This window comes from Streptomyces sp. NPDC030995, assembly GCF_055571215.1.
On sequence record NZ_JBVIFS010000027.1, the window covers coordinates 1 to 23,570 of the forward strand.

The following is a 23,570-nucleotide window of genomic DNA, read 5'->3' on the forward strand; positions in this document are numbered from 1 at the left end:
GTCTTCGTATGTCCGTGGCGGGACGGTCGGTCAAGGGTGGCCGAAGGCCATCGCGTAGCGACGCGACGTAGGAGCGCCCTTGAGGGACCGGCCCGCCACGGACATACGAAGACTGCCGGGAAACCCCCATACACAGCTCTGATGCCGCCTGAGGGGCTCCCGCCCACACCCGACCCCGCCGCACGTCCCGTCCCGTCCGCAGGCTTCCGGTTAGCCGGCCTTAGGCGGGATGGGGGTGGCCTGGTGGTAGTACATCTGCCAACCCGCGCTCTGTTTGCGCCAGAGCGAACTGCGCCGTGCCCGGTGACCGCCGATCATGGTCTCGTAGGTCAGATGTACCAGCCCGGGCGCCAGCACGACACCGACCATGCCCGAAGGTTCGTAGCGCGGGCCGTCCTCTGACGCGCCGTCCATCTCGGGCAGCGCGGCCAACATTTCCTCGTACGTCCAGCGCCGGCCCGAGGCGCCGACCTCGACGAAGTCCGGGTCGAGGAGTTCCCGGGCCAGCGACCGGGACACGCGCACGTCGGGGTCCATCAGACGCAACTCGCCCGCGATCGCTTCGCCTACCTCGTCGGCTTCTCTGCTCATACGGGCATCTTCGTCCACGGGAGCAGAACAGCGACGAGCGGCTGTCATTCGGCCGGCTCGACGTTGTCGACCGAGGTGGAGAACTCACGGCCGGACGCGCCGCGGATGTAGGCCAGCTCCATCCAGTGCTGGTGGACGGAGTCGGACACGTTCTCGTTGATCACGGCCATCAGCTCGCCCTCGACCCCGGACGCGACATCGCGTACGCGGCGGCGCAGCAGTCGATGAGGCACGTACTCGTACTGCTCAGTCATCGGTCAGCTCCTCAGCGGTGTCGAGGAAGCGTTCCCAGCCGGTGAGTGCGCGGTCGAGGAGGGCCTGGCTGGGCTCGGGCCAGGGGCCCTCCGGGATGTCGATGCCACGCACGCCCATGGCGCAGCTGTGAATGATGTGGCTGGACATGACCACTCCCTGGAGGCGATTAACTTCCGCTTGATCACTGCTCGTTGTGAAGAGGTAACCGCATGCAACCCCGCCGCGAGTACCGTTGGAGGGTCGGAGAAGCATGCAAGCCATGCACCTGTCGGGAGTTGCTCATGGCGCGACACTCACGCACACCCAACGCTGGTCTGCCGAAGCTCCTTGAGCAGGCCGGATGGTCCAGAAGTCAGTTCGCTTCGATCATCAATCGCATGGGAGGGGAGGCGGGCCTCACCCTCAAGTACGGTCAGCCCGCTGTGTCCCAGTGGATTGCAGGTCACCAACCCCGGCCGCAGGTCAGGGCGCTGATCATCGAGGCGTTCGAGCGGAAGCTGGCGCGGCCGGTCACCTACGCCGAGGCGGGGCTCACGTCGCTGGGCAGCGCCGGCGAGGCGGACACTGTCCGGGACCTCGTAGATCTCGGGAGGGCCGACATGGATCCGTCCAGGCGGCGTGTGATTGCCGCAGGAGTCTTCTCCGCCGCGCTGGCCATTCCCCTGTTCCCGGGCCTGGCGCGGGCCGACGGGCCCGAGCCGGTGAGGCCGGGCAAGGCGACAACGCGCGTGGGACAGGCGCAGGTTGCCACCGTGCACGCGATGACGGACCGGATCGCCGACATCCTCGACGAGCTCGGGGCCGGGCACGCCCGGCCCATGGCGGCAGCCTTCCTCGTGAACACCGTAGGGCCCTGGCTGAAGGCCGAGGCGGCCGCTCCGGTGCGGCGGAGCATGCTCGCGGCGGCTTCCGACCTCGTGTACCTCACGGGCTGGATGGCGATGTACGAGCGGCAGCACCGGCTGGGTCAGGACTACTACGTGTCCGCACTCAAGCTGGCGGGGGAGGCGGAGGAGCACGTCACGTACTGCCGGACCCTGCGCGGTATGTCTCTCCAGGCGTCCAACCTTGGATACGGTCGGCGCGCCCTCGAACTCGCCGACTCGGCGGCGGAGGCGGCTCCCGTGGCCGGGCCGCGGCTCGTTGCCTTCCTGCGGGGGCAGCAGGCTCATGGCGCGGCGATGGTGGGGGACAAACGGCAGGCCTTCGCCCGTCTCCGGGAAGCGGAGGAAGCGCTCGCGCGCGCCGACGACCGGCGGGAGTCGATCGGCGGGTACGACCGGACCGCCTATCTGTTCCACGTCGCTCATGTGCAGAACGAGACCAAGGACGTGCCCGGTTCGGTCCGGACGCTGCGGGAGTCGATCCGGGTACAGCCCGCGAACGAGCGGCAGGGCCGCCTGCATGCGTACGGGCTTCTCGCCCAGCGTCAGCTGTCCATCGGGCACGTGGAGGCGGCGTGCGAGTCGTGGGGCCGCTTCCTGGACGAGTACGAGGTGCTCTCGTCGGCGCGGGGTGACGAGCACTTCGAGGTGATGGCTCTACGGCTCCGCTCGTACGGCACGGTCCGGGCGGTAAAAGACCTGCGCGAGCGGGCCCGGCACGTTGGCGCGCTCAAGGGGTGAGGTCAAGGACCGGGATGCCGGTCCGGCGCGTCGGCCGCCCCGGACAGGACCTGGCCGTAGCGGGTCGTCATCGCCGTCAGGGTGGTTCGGATGCGGGCGCGCAGGGCCGGTGGGGAGAGGACCTCGGCTTCCGCCGCCAGGGAGAGGAACTGTGCCTCCGCCTGGGACTGCGACTCGATCGGGAGCACCGCGCGCGTCCAGCCCGGCAGGTCCGGGTCCGGTTCGCCCGTGGCGGCCAGGGCCCGGGCCTGGGCGCCGGTCAGCCGGTCCGCGGCCCGCGCCGAGAGGCGTACGACCGCCTCCTCCGGGTGGAGCCGCGCATGGAAGTCGGCCTGGGTCCGGCGCCAGTGGGCCGCGAGGTCGAAGCCGTCCGGGAGTTCCGCCGACCGGTTCGTCTCGGTGACCGTGAGGATCTGGTCCACCCGGTAGGTGCGCGGCTGCGGCTGCCCGTCGGCGGGTCCGGCCACCAGGTACCAGCGGCCCGCCTTCAGGACCAGCCCGTAGGGGGCGAGGCGGCGGTCCACCTCCCTCGGTTCCTTCCAGCGCCGGTAGCGCACCTCGATCACCCGGCCCCGCCACACCGCGTCGGCGACCTGCGCGAGGTACGGGGTCTCCTCGTGCTCCGCGTACCAGCCCGGCGCGTCCAGGTGGAAGCGCAGCCTCATCCGGTCCGCCTGCGCGCGCAGTTCGGCGGGCAGCGCCGCCCGCAGTTTCAGCTGGGCCGCCGACAGGGCCCGGCCGAGGCCCAGTTCGGCAGCGGGGCCCGGCATCCCGGTCAGGAACAGCGCCTCCGCCTCGCCCGGGCTGAGCCCCGTCAGGCGGGTGCGGTAGCCGGCGAGGAGCTGGTAGCCGCCGCTGTGCCCGGGGTCCCCGTACAGCGGTACGCCTGCGGCGGCCAGCGCCTCCGCGTCGCGGTAGACCGTACGCACCGACACTTCCAGCTCCTGCGCGAGCTCGGCGGCGGTCATCCGGCCCCGGGTCTGGAGCAGCAGCAGGATGGAGAGGAGACGGCTGGACTTCATCGCGACTTCACTGACACAGGATGTCAGTGGAGGGCTCTTACCGTCCTCGCATGAACGAATTCGACTTCCTCGTCGGCACGTGGGACGTGACCAACCGCTGGCGCACCGACTTCCTCGACGCCGACAGCGCCTGGGAGGAGTTCCCGGCCGTGTCCCGCGTCTCGCGGCACTTCGAGGGCGGCGCCAGCTTCGACGAGATCGACTTCCCGACGAAGGGCTTCGGCGGGCTCACGCTGCGGCTGTTCGACCGGGAGCGCGAGGAGTGGTCGCTGTACTGGTCGAGCCGTCGGACCGGGACGCTCTTCCCGCCCGTCGTCGGTCGGTTCACCGACGGCACCGGCGTGTTCGAGGGTGAGGACACGCACGACGGGAAGGCTGTCCGCGTGCGGTTCGTGTGGTCGGAGATCACCGCCGACTCCGCCCGCTGGGAGCAGTTCTTCTCCGTCGACCAGGGCGGGACCTGGCTGCACAACTGGACGATGGACCTCGCCCGTCGCCCCTGAAAGCCGTACGCCCGCCCCGCCGGCCACGGGGGACGGTGGGGCGGGCGTACTCCCTCAGCCGCGCGGCCGGTCAGTCGAGCGGCCGGTCAGCCGGGCGGCCGGTCAGCCGAGCGGCAGGTCCAGGTACGAGGGCGTCGCCTCGGGCGAGGTGAACGCCAGCGTCGCGCGCGGCAGGTTGGCGTCGCCGTAGAACGGGTCGCGGGCGTCGATCACCAGCATCAGCCGGTTGCCGCGCGGCATGTCGTACGCCGTTGCCTGGAGTTCGATGTCCGCGCAGATCAGGCTGTCGGGCGGCGAGTCGAGGTCGGTGTACGGGGCGTGCGTGACGATGTGGGCCGTGCCCTCGGGCGTCACGTCGAGGAGGTACGCGACGAAGGTCGACCCGGGGTTCGCCGCCCGGTAGGTCACGCGCAGCCGCGGTGTGCCGCGCAGCCGGGTGATCTCCGCGGCCGGGGCGGCGGCCCATACGGCGGCGACGGTGCGGTCGATGTCGTCCGTCGGGTAGGCCTTCGGGCTGCCGGCCATCTCCGCGTACCCGGACTCGACGACCTTGTCGGCGACGGTCGCCGGGGTGTCCACCCCGCACAGGACGGTCGCCGTCCAGCCCGCCTGCGCGTCGTCGGCGAGTTCCCCGTCGCCCGCCAGGTACACCCGCTGTACCTGTTCGGTGAGGGAGGGCCAGGTGGGCCGGGGTTCGAGGGTCTTGCTCCACATGACCTCGCCGACGACCTGCCCCTCGGCGCCGATGCCGTCGTCGATCTCCTTGAGGTGGAGGTCGAACCAGCGGTGGGCGTCCGTCCAGATCCGGTTCGGCAGGCCGAGCATGCCCGTCATCTCGGGGCCGGAGTGGTCGCCGATGGAGATGGCGAGGCGCTTGGGGCCGGTCAGCTCGTTGAACATCTTCAGGGTCTGGTTGGACGGGAAGAGCGTCTCGTGCCAGGCGTGCGAGAAGAAGACCGGCACCTGGCGGCGGTTGAGCTCCTTGATGTGGGTGAAGGGCGAGCGCTCCTCCGCCCAGCGCAGGGTCCCCGGTATGTCGCGGTTCGCGAGGACGTTGTCGAAGACGGTCTGCGTCTGCGGGCTCAGCCGCGCCTTCGCGGCCGCCGCGAGCAGCGCCCGTACGGCAGCGACGTGGCGGGTGGAGTTCTCGTAGAACGCCTCCCCGAGATCGCCCCACGAGCTGAGCGCGACCACGGCGTGGACGCGGGTGTCGTGCGCGGCGACCAGCTGGCTGATGCCGGAGCCGTACGAGTCGCCGAGGAAGCCGATCTTCGTCACGGGGCCGGTGCTGCGCTCGATGATGTGGTCCAGGGCCCGGCTGCCGTCGATGACGTCGAGCGGGCCCGCCACCTCGACCTGGCCCTCGGAGCCGCCGAAACCGCGGGCGGAGTAGGCGATGACGTTGTAGCCGCGGAGGGCGAAGACCGTGGCCTGGACGGCGTACGTGAGCCAGCCCAGGCTGGTCCAGGGCGAGGGCATGACGATCACCGGGCGGGGCTGGGCTCCGGTGTGCCGCCAGAGCGCGGCGTCGAGGAGGTCCCCGTCGGCGCCGGTGACCTTGCCGCGGGTGAAGACGGCTATGGAGCGGACCTCGGCGACCTCGGCGGCGCGGGAGGGGGCGAGGCCGGTGACGTCGCCGCTCTCCAGGGCGGTGACGAAGGCGCCGAGGGCGGTCGCGTCGAGTTCGGGATAGAGGGAGAAGGGGGGCTGGGCGGCTGAAGTCACGTCATTCCATCCTCTTCGTTGAGGGACACGAACACGAACATGCAGCGGAACGTCCGGTGCCAGTGTCGGACGGACATCCGTGACGTATCGCGGGTTTCCGGCTTACGGCCTGAATCGCCCCCTGTGTGCCCGGTGGCCGCCGCGCCGTGGGACCTGCGGTCGGCCGGGGCGCAGGGCAACTCCCGTTCGATTAAGGCGCTTTGGTGCGGGTGGCGGGAAGGTGCCGCCCGCGGAGGCTGGCGCCGAGAAAATCATGCAAGCGTGCTTGATTGTTTTCCGGAGGGCTGCCAGTCTTCCCCTCACGCCGAGAGGGGAGCGCACCGTGCCCGATCCGTCCGCCGCCGCCGCCGTCTTCGCAGATCTGCGCGAGGAAGGTCATGAACTCGACGCCCTGGTGGGGGAGTTGACCGAAGCCGACTGGGCCCGGCCCACCCCCGCACCCGGCTGGACCGTCGCCCACCAGATCGCCCACCTGCACTGGACCGACCGGGCCTCGCTGCTCGCCCTCACCGACGCCACCGGCTTCGGCGTCATGGTCGAGGAGGCCCTGAAGTCCCCCGACTCCTTCGTCGACGAGGGCGCGGAGGAGAGCGCGGCGCTGCCGCCCGCCGAACTGCTCGCCCGCTGGCGGACCGGCCGCGCCGCCCTCGACGAGGCACTCGCCGCGGCCCCGCCCGACGCCCGCTTCCCCTGGTACGGGCCGCCGATGAAGGCCGCCTCGATGGCGAGCGCCCGGCTGATGGAGACCTGGGCGCACGGCCAGGACGTGGCCGACGCGCTCGGCGTGCGCCGCACCCCGACCGCGCGGCTGCGGCACGTGGCACGGATCGGCGTACGGGCCCGCGACTACGCCTACGCCGTACACGCACTGCCCGCGCCCACCGAGGAGTTCCGGGTGGAGCTGACCGCCCCCGACGGCTCGCAGGTGTGGACGTACGGCCCCCCGGACGCCCCGCAGCGGATCACCGGCCCGGCGCTCGACTTCTGCCTCCTGGCGACCCGGCGGGCCCACCGCGCCGACCTGGCGCTGACCGCGACCGGCCCGGACGCGGACCGCTGGCTGGACATCGCCCAGGCCTTCGCGGGCCCGGCGGGACCCGGGCGCGGGCCGTCGCCGGAGGGCTCCCGGTGACCCGCCGGCCGCTGCGGATCGCCAACGCCTCCGGCTTCTACGGGGACCGCTTCAGCGCCGTGCGCGAGATGCTCACCGGCGGCCCGCTGGACGTACTGACCGGGGACTACCTGGCCGAGCTGACCATGCTGATCCTGGGCCGCGACCGCCTGAAGGACCAGGACCTCGGCTACGCCAAAACCTTCCTGCGCCAGCTGGAGGAAGGGCTCGGGCTCGCCCACGAGCGGGGCGTACGGATCGTCGCGAACGCCGGCGGCCTCAACCCGGCCGGACTCGCCGACGCCGTACGGGCCTTGGCGGCCAAGGTGGGCGTCCCCGTCTCCGTGGCCCATGTCGAGGGCGACGACCTGATGCCGTACGAGGGCGCCCTGACGGCCAACGCCTACCTCGGGGGCGCCGGGATCACGGCCTGCCTGCGGGCCGGCGCGGACGTGGTCGTGACCGGCCGCGTCACCGACGCGGCGCTGGTCAGCGGCCCGGCCGCCTGGTGGTTCGACTGGGCCCCGGACGACTACGACCGGCTGGCGGGGGCGGTGGTCGCGGGCCACGTCCTGGAGTGCGGCACCCAGGCCACCGGCGGCAACTACGCCTTCTTCACCGCGCACGACGTCCGCCGCCCCGGCTTCCCGCTCGCGGAGATCGCCGAGGACGGCACCTCGGTGATCACCAAGCACCCGGGCACGGGCGGAGTGGTCTCACCCGGCACCGTCACCGCCCAACTCCTCTACGAGACCCAGGGCGTGCGCTACCTCGGCCCGGACGTGACCGCCCGCCTGGACACGGTCCGCCTGACCGAGGACGGGCCCGACCGCGTACGCATCACAGGGGTCCAGGGCGAACCGCCGCCCTCCACCCTCAAGGTGGGCGTCACCCGCATCGGCGGCTGGCGCAACGAGGTGGTCTTCGTCCTGACCGGCCTGGACATCGAGGCGAAGGCGGCCCTGGTCCGCGCCCAGCTGTCGGACGCGCTGGAGGGCGTGGCCACCGCCGACTGGACCCTGTCCCGCACGGACCACGAGGACGCCCCGACGCAGGAAACGGCCGGCGCCCTCCTGCGGCTGGTGGTCCGCGACCCCTCCCCGGACCGCGTCGGCCGCGCCCTGACCTCGGCGGCGATCGAACTGGCCCTGGGCAGCTACCCGGGCTTCCACGTGACGGCCCCACCGGGCCCGGCCCAGCCGTACGGGATCTTCACCTCGGCCCTCGTCCCGGAGGACTCGGTCCCCCACGTGGCGGTCCTGGCGGACGGCACCCGTCGCCCGATCCCCGCTGCGCGGAGCCTGCCCCCCACCCCGCCCCTTCCCGAAACCGGGGCTCCGCCCCAGACCCCGTCGGGGGCGCCGCCCCCGAACCCCCGCGCCTCAAACGCCGGCGAGGCTGAAAATCCAGCCCCTCCGGCGCTTGAGGAGCGGGGTTCGGGGCGGAGCCCCGGTCTTTCAGCCTCGCCGGCGTTTGAGGCGCGGGGTCTGGGGCGGAGCCCCGGTTCGGGAAGGGGCGGGGTGGGGGAGAGCCCCGCAGGGCCCACCACCCGCGCACCCCTCGGGGCGGTGGCGGGCGCCCGCAGCGGCGACAAGGGCGGTGACGCCAACGTAGGGGTGTGGGTCGAGTCCGACGACGCCTGGGCCTGGCTCCACCAGACCCTGACGGTGGACCGGTTCAAGACCCTGCTCCCCGAGGCCGCCGGCCTCCCGGTGGCCCGCCACGAGCTTCCGAACCTCCGCGCGCTGAACTTCACCGTCCCCGGAATCCTCGGCGACGGCGTCGCCTCCGGCCACCGCTTCGACCCCCAGGCCAAGGCCCTCGGCGAATGGCTCCGCGCCCGCCACCTCGACATCCCGACCCGCCTCATCCCGACCCGCCTCATCCCCACCCGCCTCATCCCCACCCGCCTCCTGCCGACCGCCCCGGAGGGGACCCGCCCATGACCCGCCTCGGCACCACCGTCGACCCGCACGCCCCCGAGCACACGCAGGCCCGTACCGCCGCCCTGGAGCGCCTCACCGCCCTCGACGCCGAGCACGCCAAGGCGCTCCAGGGCGGCGGCGAGAAGTACACCGCCCGCCACAAGCAGCGCGGCAAGCTGCTGGCCCGCGAACGCGTCGAGCTGCTCCTCGACCCGGACACCCCGTTCCTGGAGCTGTCCCCGCTCGCCGCCTGGGGCAGCGACTACCCCGTCGGCGCCTCCATGGTCACCGGCATCGGCACGGTCGAGGGCGTCGAGTGCCTGATCACCGCCAACGACCCCACCGTCCGCGGCGGCGCCAGCAACCCCTGGACGCTCAAGAAGGCGCTGCGCGCCAACGAGATCGCCCGCCAGAACAGACTCCCCTGCATCAGCCTCGTCGAGTCCGGTGGCGCCGATCTGCCCTCCCAGAAGGAGATCTTCATCCCGGGCGGCGCGATCTTCCGCGACATCACCCGGCTGTCGGCCGACGGCATCCCGACCATCGCCGTCGTCTTCGGCAACTCCACCGCCGGAGGCGCGTACATCCCCGGCATGTCCGACCACACCATCATGATCAAGGACCGTTCCAAGGTGTTCCTCGGCGGTCCGCCCCTGGTCAAGATGGCCACCGGCGAGGAGACCGACGACGAGTCCCTCGGCGGCGCCGACATGCACGCCCGCACCTCCGGCCTCGCCGACTACTACGCCCTCGACGAGTACGACGCGCTCCGCCGGGCCCGCCGCGTCGTCGCACGCCTCAACCACCGCAAGCCGCACGCGGACCCGCCCCGCGCCGAGGAGCCGGCGTACGACCCCGAGGAGCTCCTCGGCATCGTCCCGGCCGACCTCAAGACGCCCTTCGACCCCCGCGAGGTCATCGCCCGCATCGTCGACGCCTCCGACTTCGACGAATTCAAGCCGTTCTACGGCCCCAGCCTCGTCACCGGCTGGGCCACCCTGCACGGCTACCCGATCGGCATCCTCGCCAACGCCCAGGGCGTGCTGTTCAGCGCCGAGTCCCAGAAGGCCGCCCAGTTCATCCAGCTCGCCAACCAGCGGGACATCCCGCTGCTCTTCCTCCACAACACCACCGGCTACATGGTCGGCAAGGAGTACGAGCAGGGCGGCATCATCAAGCACGGCTCGATGATGATCAATGCGGTCTCCAACTCCCGTGTCCCGCACCTCTCCGTCCTCATCGGCGCGAGCTACGGCGCCGGCCACTACGGCATGTGCGGCCGCGCCTACGAGCCCCGCTTCCTCTTCGCCTGGCCCAGCGCCAAGTCCGCCGTCATGGGCCCCCAGCAGCTCGCGGGCGTGCTCTCCATCGTGTCCCGCCAGTCCGCCGCCGCGAAGGGCCGGCCGTACGACGAGGAGGCGGACGCCGGGATGCGGGCCTTCGTGGAGGCGCAGATCGAGTCCGAGTCCCTGCCGATGTTCCTGTCCGGGCGGCTGTACGACGACGGGGTCATCGACCCGCGCGACACCCGCACCGTCCTCGGCCTGTGCCTGTCGGCCGTCCACAACGCCCCCGTCGAGGGCGCCCGTGGCGGCTTCGGCGTCTTCCGGATGTGAGCCGCACATGACTCAGTCGATCAACTCCCTCCTCGTCGCCAACCGCGGTGAGATCGCCGTACGGATCTTCCGCACCGCCCGCGCCCTGGGCCTGGCCACCGTCGCCGTCCACTCCGACCCGGACGCCGACGCCCTGCACGTCCGCGACGCCGACGCGGCCGTGCGCCTGCCCGGCGCGGCCCCCGCCGACACCTACCTGCGCGGCGAACTGATCATCAAGGCCGCGCTCGCCGCGGGCGCCGACGCCGTCCACCCCGGCTACGGCTTCCTCTCCGAGAACGCCGGCTTCGCCCGCGAGGTCCGGGCCGCCGGCCTGACCTGGATCGGCCCGCCCCCCGAGGCCATCGAGGCCATGGCCTCCAAGACCCGCGCCAAGGAGCTGATGCGCGCCGCCGGGGTACCGCTCCTCGACCCCGTCGACCCGGCCACCGCCACCACCGCCGACCTGCCCCTGCTCCTCAAGGCCGCCGCGGGCGGCGGCGGGCGCGGCATGCGCGTGGTCCGCGACCTCGACGAGCTCAAGGAGGCCCTCGACGCGGCCTGCGCCGAAGCCCGCTCCGCCTTCGGCGACGGCGAGGTCTTCGCCGAGCCCTACGTCGAACGCGGCCGCCACGTCGAGGTGCAGATCCTCGCCGACGCCCACGGCACCGTCTGGGCACTCGGCACCCGCGACTGCTCCCTCCAGCGACGCCACCAGAAGGTCATCGAGGAGGCCCCCGCGCCCGGCCTCCCGGACAGCCTGCGCGAAAGCCTGCACGCGGCCGCCGTCGCCGCCGCCCGCGCCGTGTCCTACCAGGGCGCGGGCACCGTGGAGTTCCTCGTCACCGCCGACGGGCGGCCGTACTTCCTGGAGATGAACACCCGTCTCCAGGTGGAACACCCCGTCACCGAAGCGGTCTTCGGCCTCGACCTCGTCGCCCTCCAACTGCGCGTCGCCGAGGGCGCGGCCCTGCCCCCGTCGCCCCCGCAGCCCACCGGGCACGCCGTCGAGGCCCGCCTCTACGCCGAGGACCCCGCGCAGGACTGGCGCCCGCAGACCGGCGTCCTGCACACCCTCGCCCTCGCCGGCGAGGTCCGCGTCGACACCGGATTCACCGACGGGGACACCGTCGGCATCCACTACGACCCGATGCTCGCCAAGGTCATCGCCCACGCCCCCACCCGGGCCGAGGCCGTACGCGCCCTCGCCCGGGCCCTCGCCGGAGCCCGCATCCACGGGCTCACCACCAACCGCGAGCTCCTCGTACGGTCTCTGCACCACCCGGAGTTCGCCGCCGGGCAGCTCGACACCGGCTTCTACGAGCGCCACCTCGCCACCCTCACCGAAGGCGCCCCGGACGCCACCGCGGCCGCCCTCGCCGCCGCCCTCGCCGAGGCGGCCCCGGCCCCCGGCGCCTCCCTCGCCGCCCGTCTCGGCGGCTGGCGCAACGTCCGCTCCCAGCCGCAGACCCGCCGCTACACGGCAACCGCGACCGGCGCCGCGTACGAGGTCCAGTACCACCCCGTGAACCACCCGGGCATTCGCGTCCTGGCGGCCACGCCCACCCTCGTCACCCTCGAAGTCGAGGGAATCCGACGGCTGTTCCACGTGAAACACAATTCGAACAAGACCGAGATCTACGTGGATTCTGCGCTCGGCGCCCACACCTTCACCCCGGTCCCCCGTTTCCCGGACCCCGAGGACCGCACCGAACCGGGCTCCCTGCTCGCCCCCATGCCCGGCACCGTCGTCCGCGTCGCCGAGGGCCTCGCTCCCGGCAGCCCCGTCACCGCCGGGCAGCCCCTGCTCTGGCTGGAGGCCATGAAGATGGAGCACCGCATCCTCGCTCCCGCCTCCGGCACGCTCACCGCGCTCCACGCCGTCACCGGCCAACAGGTCGATTTCGGCGCCCTGCTCGCCGTAGTCCAGGAGGAAACGCAGTCATGAGCTCCGCCACCAGCACCAGCACCAGCCCCAGCCCCAGCAACAGCAACAGCAACAGCTCCAGCATCATCGAGACCGAAGAGCACAAGGCCCTGCGCACCGCGGTCGCCGCCCTCGGCCGGCGCTACGGCCGCGAGTACCTGACCCGCGTGGCCCGCGAAGGCGGCCACCCCGACGAGCTGTGGGCCGACGCCGCGAAGCTCGGCTACCTCGGGGTCAACCTCCCCGCGGAATACGGCGGCGGAGGCGGCGGCATCGCCGAACTGTCCATCGTCCTGGAAGAACTGGGCGCCGCGGGCTGTCCCCTCCTGATGATGGTCGTCTCGCCCGCCATCTGCGGCACGGTCATCGCCCGCTTCGGCACCGAGTCCCAGAAGCAGGCCTGGCTCCCCGGCCTCGCCGACGGCAGCCGCACCATGGCCTTCGGCATCACCGAACCCGACGCCGGATCCAACTCCCACCGCATCACCACGACGGCCCGCCGCGAGGGCGACGAGTGGATCCTCACCGGCCGCAAGGTCTTCATCTCCGGCGTCGACATCGCCGACGCCACGCTCATCGTGGGCCGCACGGAGGACGCCAAGACCGGCCGCCTCAAGCCCTGCCTGTTCATCGTCCCGCGCGACACCCCGGGCTTCACCCGCTCCGTCATCGACATGGAACTCCAGGCGGCCGAGAAGCAGTTCGAACTCGTCCTGGACGACGTACGCCTCCCCTGCGACTCCCTCGTCGGAGACGAGGACGCGGGCCTCCTCCAGCTCTTCGCCGGACTCAACCCCGAGCGCATCATGACCGCCGCCTTCGCCATCGGAATGGGCCGCTACGCCCTCGCCAAGGCCATCGACTACGCGAAGACCCGCCAGGTGTGGAAGGAGCCCATCGGCGCGCACCAGGCCGTGGCCCACCCCCTGGCCCAGGCCCACATCGAGCTGGAACTGGCCCGCCTGATGATGCAGAAGGCCGCCGCGCTGTACGACGCGGGCGACGACATGGGCGCGGGAGAGGCCGCGAACATGGCCAAGTACGCGGCGGGGGAGGCCTGCGTGCGCGCGGTGGACCAGTCCGTCCACACCCTCGGCGGCAACGGCCTCACCCGCGAGTACGGCCTCGCGTCCCTGATCACCGCGGCCCGCGTGTCCCGGATCGCCCCGGTCAGCCGCGAGATGATCCTCAACTTCGTCTCCCACCAGACCCTGGGCCTCCCGAAGTCGTACTGACCGCCGGGCTCCGCCCGGACCCGCGCCTCAAACGCCGGCCAAATCCAGCCTCGCCGGCGTTTGAGGCGCGGGGTCTGGGGCGGAGCCCCAGGAAGCCGAGCCGCAGGCGACCCGCATACCCTCCCCTGGGAGGACCCCACCCTCACCCGCACACCCCCTCCGGAGGAGACATGGCCCCACTCGTGCCCGTCACAACGGCGGCCGGAGTCAGCACCCTCACCCTCGACTCCCCGGCCAACCGCAACGCGCTCTCCGCCGGCCTCGTCGCCGAACTCCGGGCCGCCCTCGCCACCGCCGCCGCGGACCAGGACACCCGCGCCGTCGTGCTCACGCACACCGGCACCACCTTCTGCGCCGGGGCCGACCTCAAGTCCCCCTTCGACCCCGCCGACTTCGTGGCCCTGCTCCGCGAGATCGCCGAGCTGCCCAAGCCGGTCGTCGCCCGCGTCACCGGCCACGTCCGGGCCGGCGGCCTCGGCCTGCTCGGCGTCTGCGACATCGCCGCCGCCGGGCCGCAGTCCTCGTACGCCTTCACCGAGACCCACCTGGGCCTCGCCCCCGCCGTGATCTCCATCCCGCTGCTGCCGCGCCTCGACCCCCGCGCCGCCGCCCGCTACTTCCTCACCGCCGAGGCCTTCGACGCCGCCGAAGCCGCCCGGATCGGCCTCCTCACCCTGCACGCCGACGACGTGGACGCGGCCCTGACGCCCGTCCTCGCCGGCCTGCGCAAGGCCTCCCCGCAAGGCCTGGCGGCCACCAAGGCGCTGACCACGGCCGCCGTGCGCGAGGCCCTGGACCGCGACGGCGCCCGCCTGACGGAACTGTCCGCGGGGCTCTTCGCCTCCGCCGAGGCCCGCGAGGGCATCACCGCCCGCTTCGAGCGCCGGGAACCGTCATGGGCGCTGTGACCGAGCCCGAGCAGGGCCTCAAGCAGGGCCCCAAGCAGGCGCGCAGCCGCGTCACCCGCCGCCACCTCCTGGAGGCGGCCGTGTCCTGCCTGGCCGAACACGGCTGGGCCGGGTCCACCGTCTCCGTCGTCGCCGAACGCGCCGGCGTCTCCCGCGGCGCCGCCCAGCACCACTTCCCCACCCGCGAGGACCTGTTCACCGCGGCCGTCGAGTACGTCGCGGAGGAGCGGTCCACGGCCCTGCGCGACCTCTTCCACGCCGGCCCCGCCACCCGCGCCGCCGCGGTCGAGGCGCTCGTGGACCTGTACACGGGCGCCCTCTTCCGGGCCGCGCTCCAGCTGTGGGTCGCCGCCTCCAACGAGGAGCAGCTACGCCCCCGGGTCACCGAACTGGAGGCCCGGGTCGGCCGCGAGACCCACCGCATCGCCGTCGAGCTGCTGGGCGCGGACGAGTCCGTACCGGGCGTACGGGAGACCGTGCAGGGCCTCCTCGACATGGCCCGCGGCCTGGGCCTGGCCAATGTCCTCACCGACGACACGGCCCGCCGGGCCCGCGTCGTCGCCCAGTGGTCGCGGATCCTGGACGCGACCCTCGGCTGAGACCGAGGACCGGCAGCCGAAACGGGAGGGCGCCGCACCCCGGTACGGGATGCGGCGCCCTCGCGGTGCCTGCCTGCCTACGGGATCACGCCTACGGGATCACGCGGTCTCGGCGATGTCCGCGTAGCCCTCGATCTCCTGCGGGTTGCGCCGGCCCGGCCCCGTGTAGCGGGCCGACGGCCGCACCAGGCGGCCCGTTCGCTTCTGCTCCAGGATGTGCGCGGACCAGCCCGCGGTACGGGCGCAGCTGAACATCGACGTGAACATGTGCGCCGGGACCTCGGCGAAGTCCAGCATGATCGCGGCCCAGAACTCCACGTTGGTGGCCAGCACCCGGTCGGGGCGCCGGGCGTGCAGCTCCTCCAGCGCGGCCTTCTCCAGCGCGGCGGCGACCTCGTAGCGCGGCGCGTCCAGCTCCTTGGCCGTGCGGCGCAGCACGCGGGCGCGCGGGTCCTCGGCGCGGTACACGCGGTGCCCGAAGCCCATCAGCCGCTCGCCCTTGTCCAGGGCCTTCTTCACGTACGCCACGGCGTCGCCGGTGCGCTCGATCTCCTCGATCATGCCGAGCACCCGCGAGGGCGCCCCGCCGTGCAGCGGCCCCGACATGGCGCCCACGGCCCCGGACAGCGCGGCCGCGACGTCCGCACCGGTCGAGGCGATCACCCGCGCGGTGAAGGTGGAGGCGTTCATGCCGTGCTCGGCGGCCGAGGTCCAGTACGCGTCGACGGCCTTGACGTGCTTCGGGTCCGGCTCGCCCCGCCAGCGGATCATGAACCGCTCGACGACGGACTCGGCCTTGTCGATCTCCCGCTGCGGCACCATCGGCAGGCCCTGGCCGCGGGCGGACTGCGCGACGTACGACAGCGCCATCACCGCGGCGCGCGCGAGGTCGTCGCGGGCCGTCTGCTCGTCGATGTCCAGCAGCGGTTTCAGACCCCAGACGGGGGCGAGCATGGCGAGCGCGGACTGCACGTCCACACGGATGTCACCGGAGTGGACCGGGATCGGGAAGGGCTCGGCGGCCGGCAGCCCGGGGTTGAAGGCACCGTCGACCAGCAGGCCCCACACGTTCCCGAAGGACACGTGCCCGACCAGGTCCTCGATGTCCACGCCCCGGTACCGGAGCGATCCACCTTCCTTGTCGGGTTCGGCGATCTCCGTCTCGAACGCGACGACCCCTTCGAGCCCGGGTACGAAGTCGGACATCAGGCGGCTCCTCAGATAGTGCGAACACGCGCGGCTCCCGGCGTGACTCGCGGTCCGGCGCGGTCATCCCCGTTGATGCCCGGCACGGCCGATGGTCACCCGCACGGGGACCTTCGGACCGGCCCCAAGATTTTGTCCGTTCCACCGGGACTGCGGAAGCGTGACATACGGCACACCGCCGGTGGCCGCCCTGCGGCAGGATGGCCCGCGTGACCCACCAGGACCTTGACCCCGCCATCATGCGCAAGCAGTACCGCTCGGAGATCGTGGAGGAGGACAGCCTCGCCGAGGAGCCGATGCGGCAGTTCAACCGGTGGTTCCAGCAGGCCGCCGCCTCGCACCTCTTCGAACCCAACGCCATGATCGTCTCCACGGCGACCCCCGACGGCCGCCCCAGCTCGCGCACGGTGCTGCTCAAGCAGTTCGACGAGCGGGGCTTCGTCTTCTTCACCAACTACGCGTCCCGCAAGGGCCGTGAACTCGACGCGAACCCGCACATCGCCCTGCTGTTCCCCTGGCACCCCATCTCCCGCCAGGTGATCGTCACCGGCACGGCGGCCCGTATCGGCCGCGACGAGACGGCGGCGTACTTCCGCTCCCGCCCGCACGGCTCCCAGCTGGGCGCCTGGGCGAGCGACCAGTCCAGCGTGATCGCCTCCCGCGCGGAACTGGACCGCCGCTACGCGGAGCTCGCCGCCCGCTACCCGGAGGGCGAGCAGGTCCCCGTCCCGCCGGAATGGGGCGGCCTGCGCGTGGTCCCGCACGAGGTGGAGTTCTGGCAGGGCCACGAGAACCGCATGCACGACCGGCTGCGCTACGTCCTGGACGCGGGCAAGTGGCGCGTCGAGAGGCTGTGCCCGTAAGGGGCGGCAAGCCCGGGAAAAGCAGACGACCCGCGGGCTCGGGTCTCTCCCCTGCAGTGGGAGAAGCCGGCCGGACGTACCGGCGAGCCCGCGGGTCGGGTGACTGCTGTGGATTGGCGCCTGGCGATCCCGCCGGGCACCGCACTGGGTGCGTGCGACGACGGGCGCTTAGCCCGCAGCCACCTCACGCGTCCGGAGTTCATACATTTCCGGGATCACCTCCTTTCAGTGTGCGACCACTGTAAGCAGGCCTCCGCTGTTCGCTCAATGGAATTTCGTCGGCGAATCCGTAGGTGTATCCGTCGGCTCTGTGGAGTAGCCGCAAATTCCGGTGGGAGACATCAAAGCGGCAGGTCAGCGTGGTGATGCGATGCTGGCCGCCGGCCCGGACCGCGACGCGTCCCACCCACTTGCCGACCCACTTCCCCTTGAGGACGACGGCCGCTACCAGGTCCCCGGTCGTGTATCCGTGGTGGACCTTGCCGCGCGGCCGTTGCAAGCGGGGGAACCCGAAGCGGTCCGGGGTGGTCCTGGCGTACGAACCACGCCCTGTCGACGCCACCACGAGGATCCGGGCGGGTACGCGGACGACGGCATCCCCTCGTTCGCGGTCGATGACCCCGATGGCCAGGGCATCGAGCGTGTGGCTCTTCGGCAACCCCATCGCGAACCGGTTCCAGTGGGTACGGCCGCCCGACCACGCATGCACTGGCACGCCCTGGGTCGCGAGAGCCTCCACGAGTTGGAGCCTGGTGGCGTTCATGGCAGCTACGTCATGGAGTGGTCTCCTCAGCTGAGTGATCACGCGTTCCAGACGAGTGGGCCGGCCGGAGAGGAACTCTTCGATGCGTGCCGTCCCCTTCGCCTGATTGCAGGGAACGCAGGCGAGAACGAGGTTCGAGACCCGGTCCGATCCTCCACGGCTTCGCGGTCGTACGTGTTCGATGTTGAGAGGGACCCCTGTGGCATCGCAGTAGGCGCAAGATCTCTTCCATTTGGCCAAAAGGAACTCACGGATCTCCGATCCGGCATGCGGCGGCTCCTCGCCCTCCTCTGCGCCGGATGGCGTGACTCCCGCGAATGCGGTCGTGTCGAACGCGACCTGCTCCACGTGGATCTCGAGCACTGGTGCGTATCGGCACAGCCGCATGACGAGGGACAGGGTGGAGTCGATGCGATGGCGCAGGGACGGCGGCAGCCAACCGGCCGGCCGGGACCGGTTGTCGTGTCGGGGCGCCCGGTAGCGGAGGTTCGCCGAGCGTCTTCGGCGGCGGTATCCGGCGCGTCGCATCATGCCGCGGTGGATCTGTTGTCCCCGGTGCCGGAGCTCGATCGTGATCAGCCCCCGGCGGGCGACGGCGGTTCGGCCCTGCGGGCCGACTCGGCGGTGTTCATCCGTGATGGCGATGCCCGTCGCCTTGGAGCCGGGATCGAGGCGCAGCTGCACGCCCCCGACGGCCGAGTCCGCACGGGTCCGGTGTTTGAGCCGGATGGTGAAGGGAGCACGCCGTGCGACGACGGCGCGCCCACGGTCGAGCAACTCGCGGGCACGGGCGGGATGGCAGGGCATGAGCGGCTCGCCCCCCTTCGCCAGTACGAACACCCGGCTTGCTGCCGGGCGGGGAGCGTCACCGCTCCCGGTCTCTGCCGTCGCCGCTGCCGAAGCAGCGGATCGGGCGTGTCGCCGACGCGTCCCGGTGCGGACTGCGCCGGTCTCCCCTCGCCCATGTTCCAGACCGGTGCCCGGCATGGTGGCCGGGAGCCCGTGAGCCGTTTCGTCCCTGCTCCCAGGGGTGTCTGCGCTCGCGGATTCCAGAGCAGGCTGCTGAGGAAGCACAGCCTGGTGGGTCTGCTCACCTGCAAAGAACGTAGTCATCGAGGCACCTCAACTGATCCGCGGATCGTGATGACTGGGGCTGGTCACTCGTGCGAGGGAGCGAGTGACCTCCCTTCTTGTGGTTCTCGGGACGCTACGCACCGTGGATCGCGCGGTGCGGGCGGTTCGGGCGAGGTCACTCGAACGTGCGGTCGCCCTGGTCGTGGGCCACGGCGGGGGCGGGCGGTTCGGGCGAGGTCACTCGAACGTGCGGTCGCCCTGGTCGTGGGCCACGGCGTCTTCTTCGGCGCCTCCTGAAAGAAACCCGACCGGATTTCTCGTACCCAATCCGGGGAAAGCGGTGTGTGCTGCGTCACGTTCCAGTTGAATGATCCGACGTGCCGCACACGCGAACACCTGCAGGGGGTGCCAGGTGAGTGCTTCCGGACGTAACGAGACCGCCGACGATCTGCTCGCAGCGCTGCTGGACGGGATGGACGCCGCCTTGTGCGCGTTCGACTCCGACGGCGTGATCACCCACTGGAATCGTGAGGCCGAGCGGATCCTGGGCTGGTCCGCCGCCGAGGCCGTGGGGCGCAAGGGGTTCGAGGGGTGGGCGGTGCGGGCCGCCGATGCGCAGGACGTGCAGGACAGGCTCATGGCCGCCCAGCACGTGCCCGGGCGGCAGGTGCACGAGTTCGCGCTGCTGACCAAGGACGGCGGGCGGGTTCTCGTACGGACCCAGTCCGCCGGGGTGCCGGGTGGTGACGGGAAGCCCGCCGGGGTGTACTGCGCCTTCAGCGAGGTGCACGCGCAGATCGACCTGGAGCGGTCCATCGCGCTGAGCGAGGCCCTGATGGAGGACGCCTCGTGGGGCGTGGTCCTCGTCGACGTCGACCTGCGGCCCGCGGTCGTCAACGCGCACGCCGCGCGCGCCTTCGGCACCGGTCGCACCGCGCTGCTCGGGCGGCCGCTCGGGGAGCTGCTGACCCAGGGCGTGGAGGAGCTGGAGGGCGCGCTCCAGCACGTGCTCGCCGAGGGGGCGCCGCCCGCGCCGGTGGAGCTGTGGGTGTCGGTGCGCACGGCGGAGGGGGTGCGGCGCAGGTGCTGGCGGTGCGGGTTCCTGCGGCTGGCGTCGCCGCTCGCGGAGGAGCCGGTGCCGCTGGGTGTCGGCTGGCTGTTCCAGGACGTCACCGAGGCCCGGCAGGCCCAGTTGGACACCGCTCAGCTGCGGTTCAGGGCGCACCAGCTGCACCGTGCGGGGCGGGCCGCCGCCGAGTGCGAGGACCCGGCCGAGGCGGCCGCCGTACGGCTGGACTACGCGCTCGCCGGCTTCGCCGAGCACGTGCTGCTCGACGTGCTGGATCCCGCGGCCGATCCCGAGCGGCGAAGGCTCGTACGGTCCGCCGCGTCACCGCCGGCGCTGCGGGGGCCCGGGTCGATCCCCGTCCGGTACGTGGCCGGGCATCCGGCGTTGCAGGCGCTGGACCGGATCGGGTCGGTGCGGACGAGCGCCCCGCGCGGGGAGCCGGACGCGGAGTGGGCGCGGGCCCGGCAGTGGCCGGAGGGTGCGGCGCACGTGCTGTGCACGGTGTTGCGGAGCCGGGGGCGGACCCTGGGGGCGCTGACGTTCCTGCGCGGGCCCTCGCGGGTCGCCTTCGAGAGCGCGGACGCGGCGTACGCGGAGGAGGTCGCGGCGCGGGTCGCGGCCGACCTGGACCTGGCGGCGGGGGCCTAGCGGCCGGGGCTCAGCGGCCGGGGCTCAGTGGCGGAAGAAGATCCGGTCGCCGTACTCCTGCATCAGGCGGCCGTTCCACTCGTGGCCGCCGTCCACGTTGCCCGAGCGCAGCATCGGGGGCTCCAGCCCGCGGGCGGCGAGCTCGCCGGCGGCCGCGGCCATGACCGCCTGCATGATGGCGCTGGTGACGACGGTGGAGGCGGGGGCGAAGGGGGCGTCGATGCCCTCGGTGCTCAGCTCCGCGTCGCCGACCGCGATCTTGCTGTCCAGGACGATGTCGCAGTGGTCCTTGAGGAAGGTGCCGGAGACGTGCCGCGACTTGGTCTCGGTCGCGTACGCCACGGAGGTGACGCCGATGACCTTGAGGCCGATGGCGCGCGCGTTCATGGCCATCTCGACGGGCAGGGCGTTGCGCCCCGAGAGGGAGATGATCACGAGGACGTCGCCGTCGGAGGCGGGGCTGCTGTCCAGGACCGCCCCGGCGAGGCCGTCGACCCGTTCCAGGGCGCTGCCGAGGGTGGCGGGCATGACGTCGACGCCGACGGTGCCGGGGACGGCGAGGAGGTTCATCAGGGCGAGTCCGCCGGCCCGGTACACCACGTCCATGGCGGGCAGCGAGGAGTGCCCGGCGCCGAAGGCGAAGAGGCGCTTCCCGGCGGCGACGGCGTCGGCGATGACGGTGCCGGCCTCGGTGATCCCGGCGGCCTCCTCGTCGCGCACCCTCTCCAGCAGGCCGATGGCCGCGTCGAAGAACTGACCGGCCAGCTTGCTCTCGCTCATACGCCGATGGCCCTTCCAGGGGTGGGGTGCGTCCGTGTCCGCCGCTCACCGTGCGGTCTGGACCAAGGGCGTGTCAATACGAACGTCAATCCCGGCCCGGGGATGTGTGGGGAGATGTCCGGGGGAGTTCCGGGAGATGTCCGTGACCGGTCTTGGCCGTAGGCACGGGACGGTTGTCTGCCCGATGCGTCAGAATTGGGGGCAGGGCCAGCGCACGCTATCCGAGGGGCATGAATGTCCGGACTGATCGATACCACGGAGATGTATCTCCGCACCATCCTCGAGCTGGAAGAGGAAGGTGTGGTCCCGATGCGCGCCCGTATCGCCGAGCGGCTCGACCAGAGCGGCCCGACGGTGAGCCAGACGGTGGCGCGAATGGAGCGGGACGGCCTGGTGGGCGTCGCCAGCGACCGGCACCTGGAGCTGACGGAGGAGGGGCGGCGGCTGGCGACGCGCGTGATGCGCAAGCACCGTCTCGCGGAGTGTCTGCTCGTCGACGTCATCGGCCTGGAGTGGGAGCACGTCCACGCCGAGGCCTGTCGCTGGGAGCACGTGATGAGCGAGGCGGTGGAGCGGCGGGTGCTGGAGCTGCTGCGTCACCCGACCGAGTCGCCGTACGGGAACCCGATCCCGGGGCTGGAGGAGCTGGGCGAGAAGGCCGAGGCGGATCCGTTCCTGGAGGACGGCATGGTCAGCCTGTCCGAGCTCGACCCGGGCACCGACGGCAAGACGGTGATCGTGCGCCGGATCGGTGAGCCGATCCAGACGGACGCCCAGCTGATGTATACGCTGCGGCGCGCGGGCGTACAGCCCGGTGCGGTGGTGAGCGTGACCGAGTCTCCCGGCGGTGTGCTGGTCGGCAGTGGCGGCGAGGCCGCCGAGCTGGACTCGGAGGTCGCCTCGCACGTGTTCGTGGCGAAGCGCTGACGCCCGCGCCGACTCGCCCGTAGGGATTGTGGTGTGTGGGCGGTCCCGGCGCCTCGCGGCGCCGGGACCGTTCCTCCCCTTGTGACCTGGAGCCCCGAGCTCTCAAGGTCATCCCCTCGGACCGTCTTCCCCGAGCGGCCCGCCTCCCTGTTGAAAGGATCTCCATCGGCAGCGGCGGCCAATCCTTGAGGAAGGTCACTCGAAAGAGCGGTGTTGTGGGCGAGAACCCCGTTTTCGAATGCGGGTTCGATAGTCTGGCGGGGAGCGAAGGGGGTGCATCTGCGGTGGTACAGCGCGTCGATGTGACAGGGGCCGAAGGCGTGCGCCTGGCCGCCTGGGAGTTCCGCGAACCGGCCGCCGCCGAGTCGGCCGCCGAGCCGGACACCCGCCCCGCGGTCCTGTTACTGCACGGGCTGATGGGCCGTGCCTTCCACTGGAGCGGCACCGCCCGCTGGCTCCGCGAGCGCCGCCGGGTCGTGGCCCTGGACCAGCGCGGACACGGCCAGAGCGACCGCCCGGCCGCCGGCCCCGCCCTGCACACCGCACTGGGCCGCGAGGCGTTCGTCGCCGACGCCGAGGCCACCATCGAGCAGCTCGGCCTCGCCCCCGTCACCCTGATCGGCCACTCCATGGGCGCCCTCACCGCCTGGCAGCTCGCGGCCCGCCGCCCGGACCTGGTCGAAGCCCTGGTCATCTGCGACATGCGCGCCTCGGCCCTCGGCGAAGCCTCCCAGCAGGAGTGGGCGGACTGGTTCCACCGCTGGCCGCTGCCCTTCCCCAGCCAGGACGCGGCCCGCCGCTGGTTCGGCGAGGACGACCCCCGGGTGGAGCGCCCCGACCCCGGCCGCGGCGCCTTCTTCGCCGAGGTCATGCACGAGGCCCCGGACGGCTGGCGTCCGCTGTTCTCCCGCCGCCAGATGCTGACGGCCCGCGAGACCTGGGTCCACGACGCCCACTGGGAGGAGCTGGCGCAGGTCCGCTGCCCGACCCTGGTCGTCCGCGGCCTGGACGGTGAGCTCGGCCGCGCCGAGGCCCAGGAGATGGTCCGTGTCCTCCCGGCCGGCCAGTACGCGGAGATCCCCGACGCGGGCCACTACCTCCACTACGACCAGCCGACGGCCTGGCGCGCGGCCCTGGAACCCTTCCTGGACGGAGTCAGAGCCACCGCCCCGTGACGGCCCGGCGAGCGTGCCCCCGGCCAACGGGGCCTCGACGAGCG

General features: G+C 72.3%; 21 protein-coding genes. 13 read left to right on the plus strand and 8 right to left on the minus strand.

The annotated features are described in order from the left end of the window. Window positions 1-210 precede the first annotated feature (210 nt). Genes ACZ45T_RS29905 through ACZ45T_RS29915 form a run of 3 tightly spaced genes read right to left on the minus strand, consistent with a single transcriptional unit; the run spans window position 211 to window position 993 of the window. Window positions 211-591: a nuclear transport factor 2 family protein gene (locus ACZ45T_RS29905; RefSeq protein WP_468446718.1), complete on the minus strand. Its 381-nt coding sequence runs from the start codon at window positions 589-591 to the stop codon at window positions 211-213. Window positions 592-635: 44 nt separating this feature from the next. After that, window positions 636-845, minus strand: coding sequence for a hypothetical protein (locus tag ACZ45T_RS29910; RefSeq protein WP_468446719.1), 210 nt, complete (start codon window positions 843-845; stop codon window positions 636-638). After that, the gene (locus tag ACZ45T_RS29915) at window positions 838-993 is read right to left on the minus strand and encodes a hypothetical protein (protein ID WP_468446721.1); all 156 of its coding nucleotides are present in this window, start codon (window positions 991-993) and stop codon (window positions 838-840) included. The genes ACZ45T_RS29910 and ACZ45T_RS29915 overlap by 8 nt, the downstream gene beginning before the upstream one ends. 134 nt (window positions 994-1,127) lie before the next feature. Between ACZ45T_RS29915 and ACZ45T_RS29920 the strand changes: the two genes are divergently transcribed. Further along, complete coding sequence (locus ACZ45T_RS29920) at window positions 1,128-2,471, plus strand: hypothetical protein (protein WP_468446723.1); 1,344 nt, start codon at window positions 1,128-1,130, stop codon at window positions 2,469-2,471. A 2-nt stretch (window positions 2,472-2,473) separates the two neighbouring features. Here ACZ45T_RS29920 and ACZ45T_RS29925 read toward each other — a convergent pair whose 3' ends face one another. Further along, a complete protein-coding gene (locus tag ACZ45T_RS29925) occupies window positions 2,474-3,493 on the minus strand; it encodes a helix-turn-helix transcriptional regulator (protein ID WP_468446725.1) in 1,020 nt (339 codons plus the stop codon). A 50-nt stretch (window positions 3,494-3,543) separates the two neighbouring features. On the opposite strand from ACZ45T_RS29925, the gene ACZ45T_RS29930 reads away from it, so the two are divergent. After that, window positions 3,544-3,996, plus strand: coding sequence for a hypothetical protein (locus ACZ45T_RS29930; RefSeq protein ID WP_468446727.1), 453 nt, complete (start codon window positions 3,544-3,546; stop codon window positions 3,994-3,996). 102 nt (window positions 3,997-4,098) lie between these two features. Here the strand turns inward: ACZ45T_RS29930 and ACZ45T_RS29935 are convergent, their stop codons facing one another. Further along, complete coding sequence (locus tag ACZ45T_RS29935) at window positions 4,099-5,721, minus strand: alpha/beta fold hydrolase (RefSeq protein ID WP_468446729.1); 1,623 nt, start codon at window positions 5,719-5,721, stop codon at window positions 4,099-4,101. A gap of 322 nt (window positions 5,722-6,043) precedes the next feature. Here ACZ45T_RS29935 and ACZ45T_RS29940 point away from each other — a divergent pair, with 322 nt between their 5' ends. From ACZ45T_RS29940 to ACZ45T_RS29970, 7 genes are all read left to right on the plus strand, one after another. Beyond that, window positions 6,044-6,853, plus strand: a complete 810-nt coding sequence (locus ACZ45T_RS29940) for a TIGR03084 family metal-binding protein (protein WP_468446731.1) — start codon at window positions 6,044-6,046, stop codon at window positions 6,851-6,853. Between the two features lie 68 nt (window positions 6,854-6,921). Further along, on the plus strand, window positions 6,922-8,778 hold the full coding sequence (locus tag ACZ45T_RS29945) for an acyclic terpene utilization AtuA family protein (RefSeq protein WP_468446886.1): 1,857 nt from the start codon (window positions 6,922-6,924) through the stop codon (window positions 8,776-8,778). Further along, complete coding sequence (locus ACZ45T_RS29950; protein ID WP_468446733.1) at window positions 8,775-10,373, plus strand: acyl-CoA carboxylase subunit beta; 1,599 nt, start codon at window positions 8,775-8,777, stop codon at window positions 10,371-10,373. Before ACZ45T_RS29945 ends, ACZ45T_RS29950 begins: the two co-directional genes overlap by 4 nt. Before the next feature lie 7 nt (window positions 10,374-10,380). After that, window positions 10,381-12,300, plus strand: a complete 1,920-nt coding sequence (locus tag ACZ45T_RS29955) for an acetyl/propionyl/methylcrotonyl-CoA carboxylase subunit alpha (RefSeq protein WP_468446735.1) — start codon at window positions 10,381-10,383, stop codon at window positions 12,298-12,300. Then, complete coding sequence (locus ACZ45T_RS29960) at window positions 12,297-13,514, plus strand: acyl-CoA dehydrogenase family protein (RefSeq protein ID WP_468446737.1); 1,218 nt, start codon at window positions 12,297-12,299, stop codon at window positions 13,512-13,514. Before ACZ45T_RS29955 ends, ACZ45T_RS29960 begins: the two co-directional genes overlap by 4 nt. 170 nt (window positions 13,515-13,684) lie before the next feature. Further along, on the plus strand, window positions 13,685-14,422 hold the full coding sequence (locus tag ACZ45T_RS29965; RefSeq protein WP_468446739.1) for an enoyl-CoA hydratase family protein: 738 nt from the start codon (window positions 13,685-13,687) through the stop codon (window positions 14,420-14,422). Further along, window positions 14,410-15,021 (plus strand): TetR/AcrR family transcriptional regulator, encoded by a 612-nt coding sequence (locus ACZ45T_RS29970; RefSeq protein WP_468446741.1) that lies wholly within the window; start codon window positions 14,410-14,412, stop codon window positions 15,019-15,021. Before ACZ45T_RS29965 ends, ACZ45T_RS29970 begins: the two co-directional genes overlap by 13 nt. 99 nt (window positions 15,022-15,120) lie before the next feature. Here the strand turns inward: ACZ45T_RS29970 and ACZ45T_RS29975 are convergent, their stop codons facing one another. After that, window positions 15,121-16,227 carry a citrate synthase 2 gene (locus tag ACZ45T_RS29975; protein WP_326589623.1) on the minus strand — a complete coding sequence of 369 codons (1,107 nt, stop codon included), beginning with the start codon at window positions 16,225-16,227 and terminating at the stop codon, window positions 15,121-15,123. 200 nt (window positions 16,228-16,427) lie between these two features. Here ACZ45T_RS29975 and pdxH point away from each other — a divergent pair, with 200 nt between their 5' ends. Beyond that, entirely contained in the window at window positions 16,428-17,090 is a 663-nt protein-coding gene (gene pdxH, locus ACZ45T_RS29980) for a pyridoxamine 5'-phosphate oxidase (protein ID WP_468446744.1), read from the plus strand. Window positions 17,091-17,289: 199 nt separating this feature from the next. Here pdxH and iscB read toward each other — a convergent pair whose 3' ends face one another. Beyond that, window positions 17,290-18,693: an RNA-guided endonuclease IscB gene (gene iscB, locus ACZ45T_RS29985; protein ID WP_468446746.1), complete on the minus strand. Its 1,404-nt coding sequence runs from the start codon at window positions 18,691-18,693 to the stop codon at window positions 17,290-17,292. Window positions 18,694-19,339: 646 nt separating this feature from the next. Between iscB and ACZ45T_RS29990 the strand changes: the two genes are divergently transcribed. Next, complete coding sequence (locus ACZ45T_RS29990; protein ID WP_468446748.1) at window positions 19,340-20,644, plus strand: PAS domain-containing protein; 1,305 nt, start codon at window positions 19,340-19,342, stop codon at window positions 20,642-20,644. A 24-nt stretch (window positions 20,645-20,668) separates the two neighbouring features. Here ACZ45T_RS29990 and ACZ45T_RS29995 read toward each other — a convergent pair whose 3' ends face one another. After that, window positions 20,669-21,424: an SIS domain-containing protein gene (locus ACZ45T_RS29995; RefSeq protein WP_468446750.1), complete on the minus strand. Its 756-nt coding sequence runs from the start codon at window positions 21,422-21,424 to the stop codon at window positions 20,669-20,671. 234 nt (window positions 21,425-21,658) lie between these two features. On the opposite strand from ACZ45T_RS29995, the gene ACZ45T_RS30000 reads away from it, so the two are divergent. Together ACZ45T_RS30000 and ACZ45T_RS30005 are read left to right on the plus strand one after the other, a co-directional pair. Beyond that, window positions 21,659-22,351: a metal-dependent transcriptional regulator gene (locus ACZ45T_RS30000; protein ID WP_468446752.1), complete on the plus strand. Its 693-nt coding sequence runs from the start codon at window positions 21,659-21,661 to the stop codon at window positions 22,349-22,351. Between the two features lie 284 nt (window positions 22,352-22,635). Then, window positions 22,636-23,526, plus strand: a complete 891-nt coding sequence (locus tag ACZ45T_RS30005) for an alpha/beta fold hydrolase (protein ID WP_468446754.1) — start codon at window positions 22,636-22,638, stop codon at window positions 23,524-23,526. Window positions 23,527-23,570 lie beyond the last annotated feature (44 nt).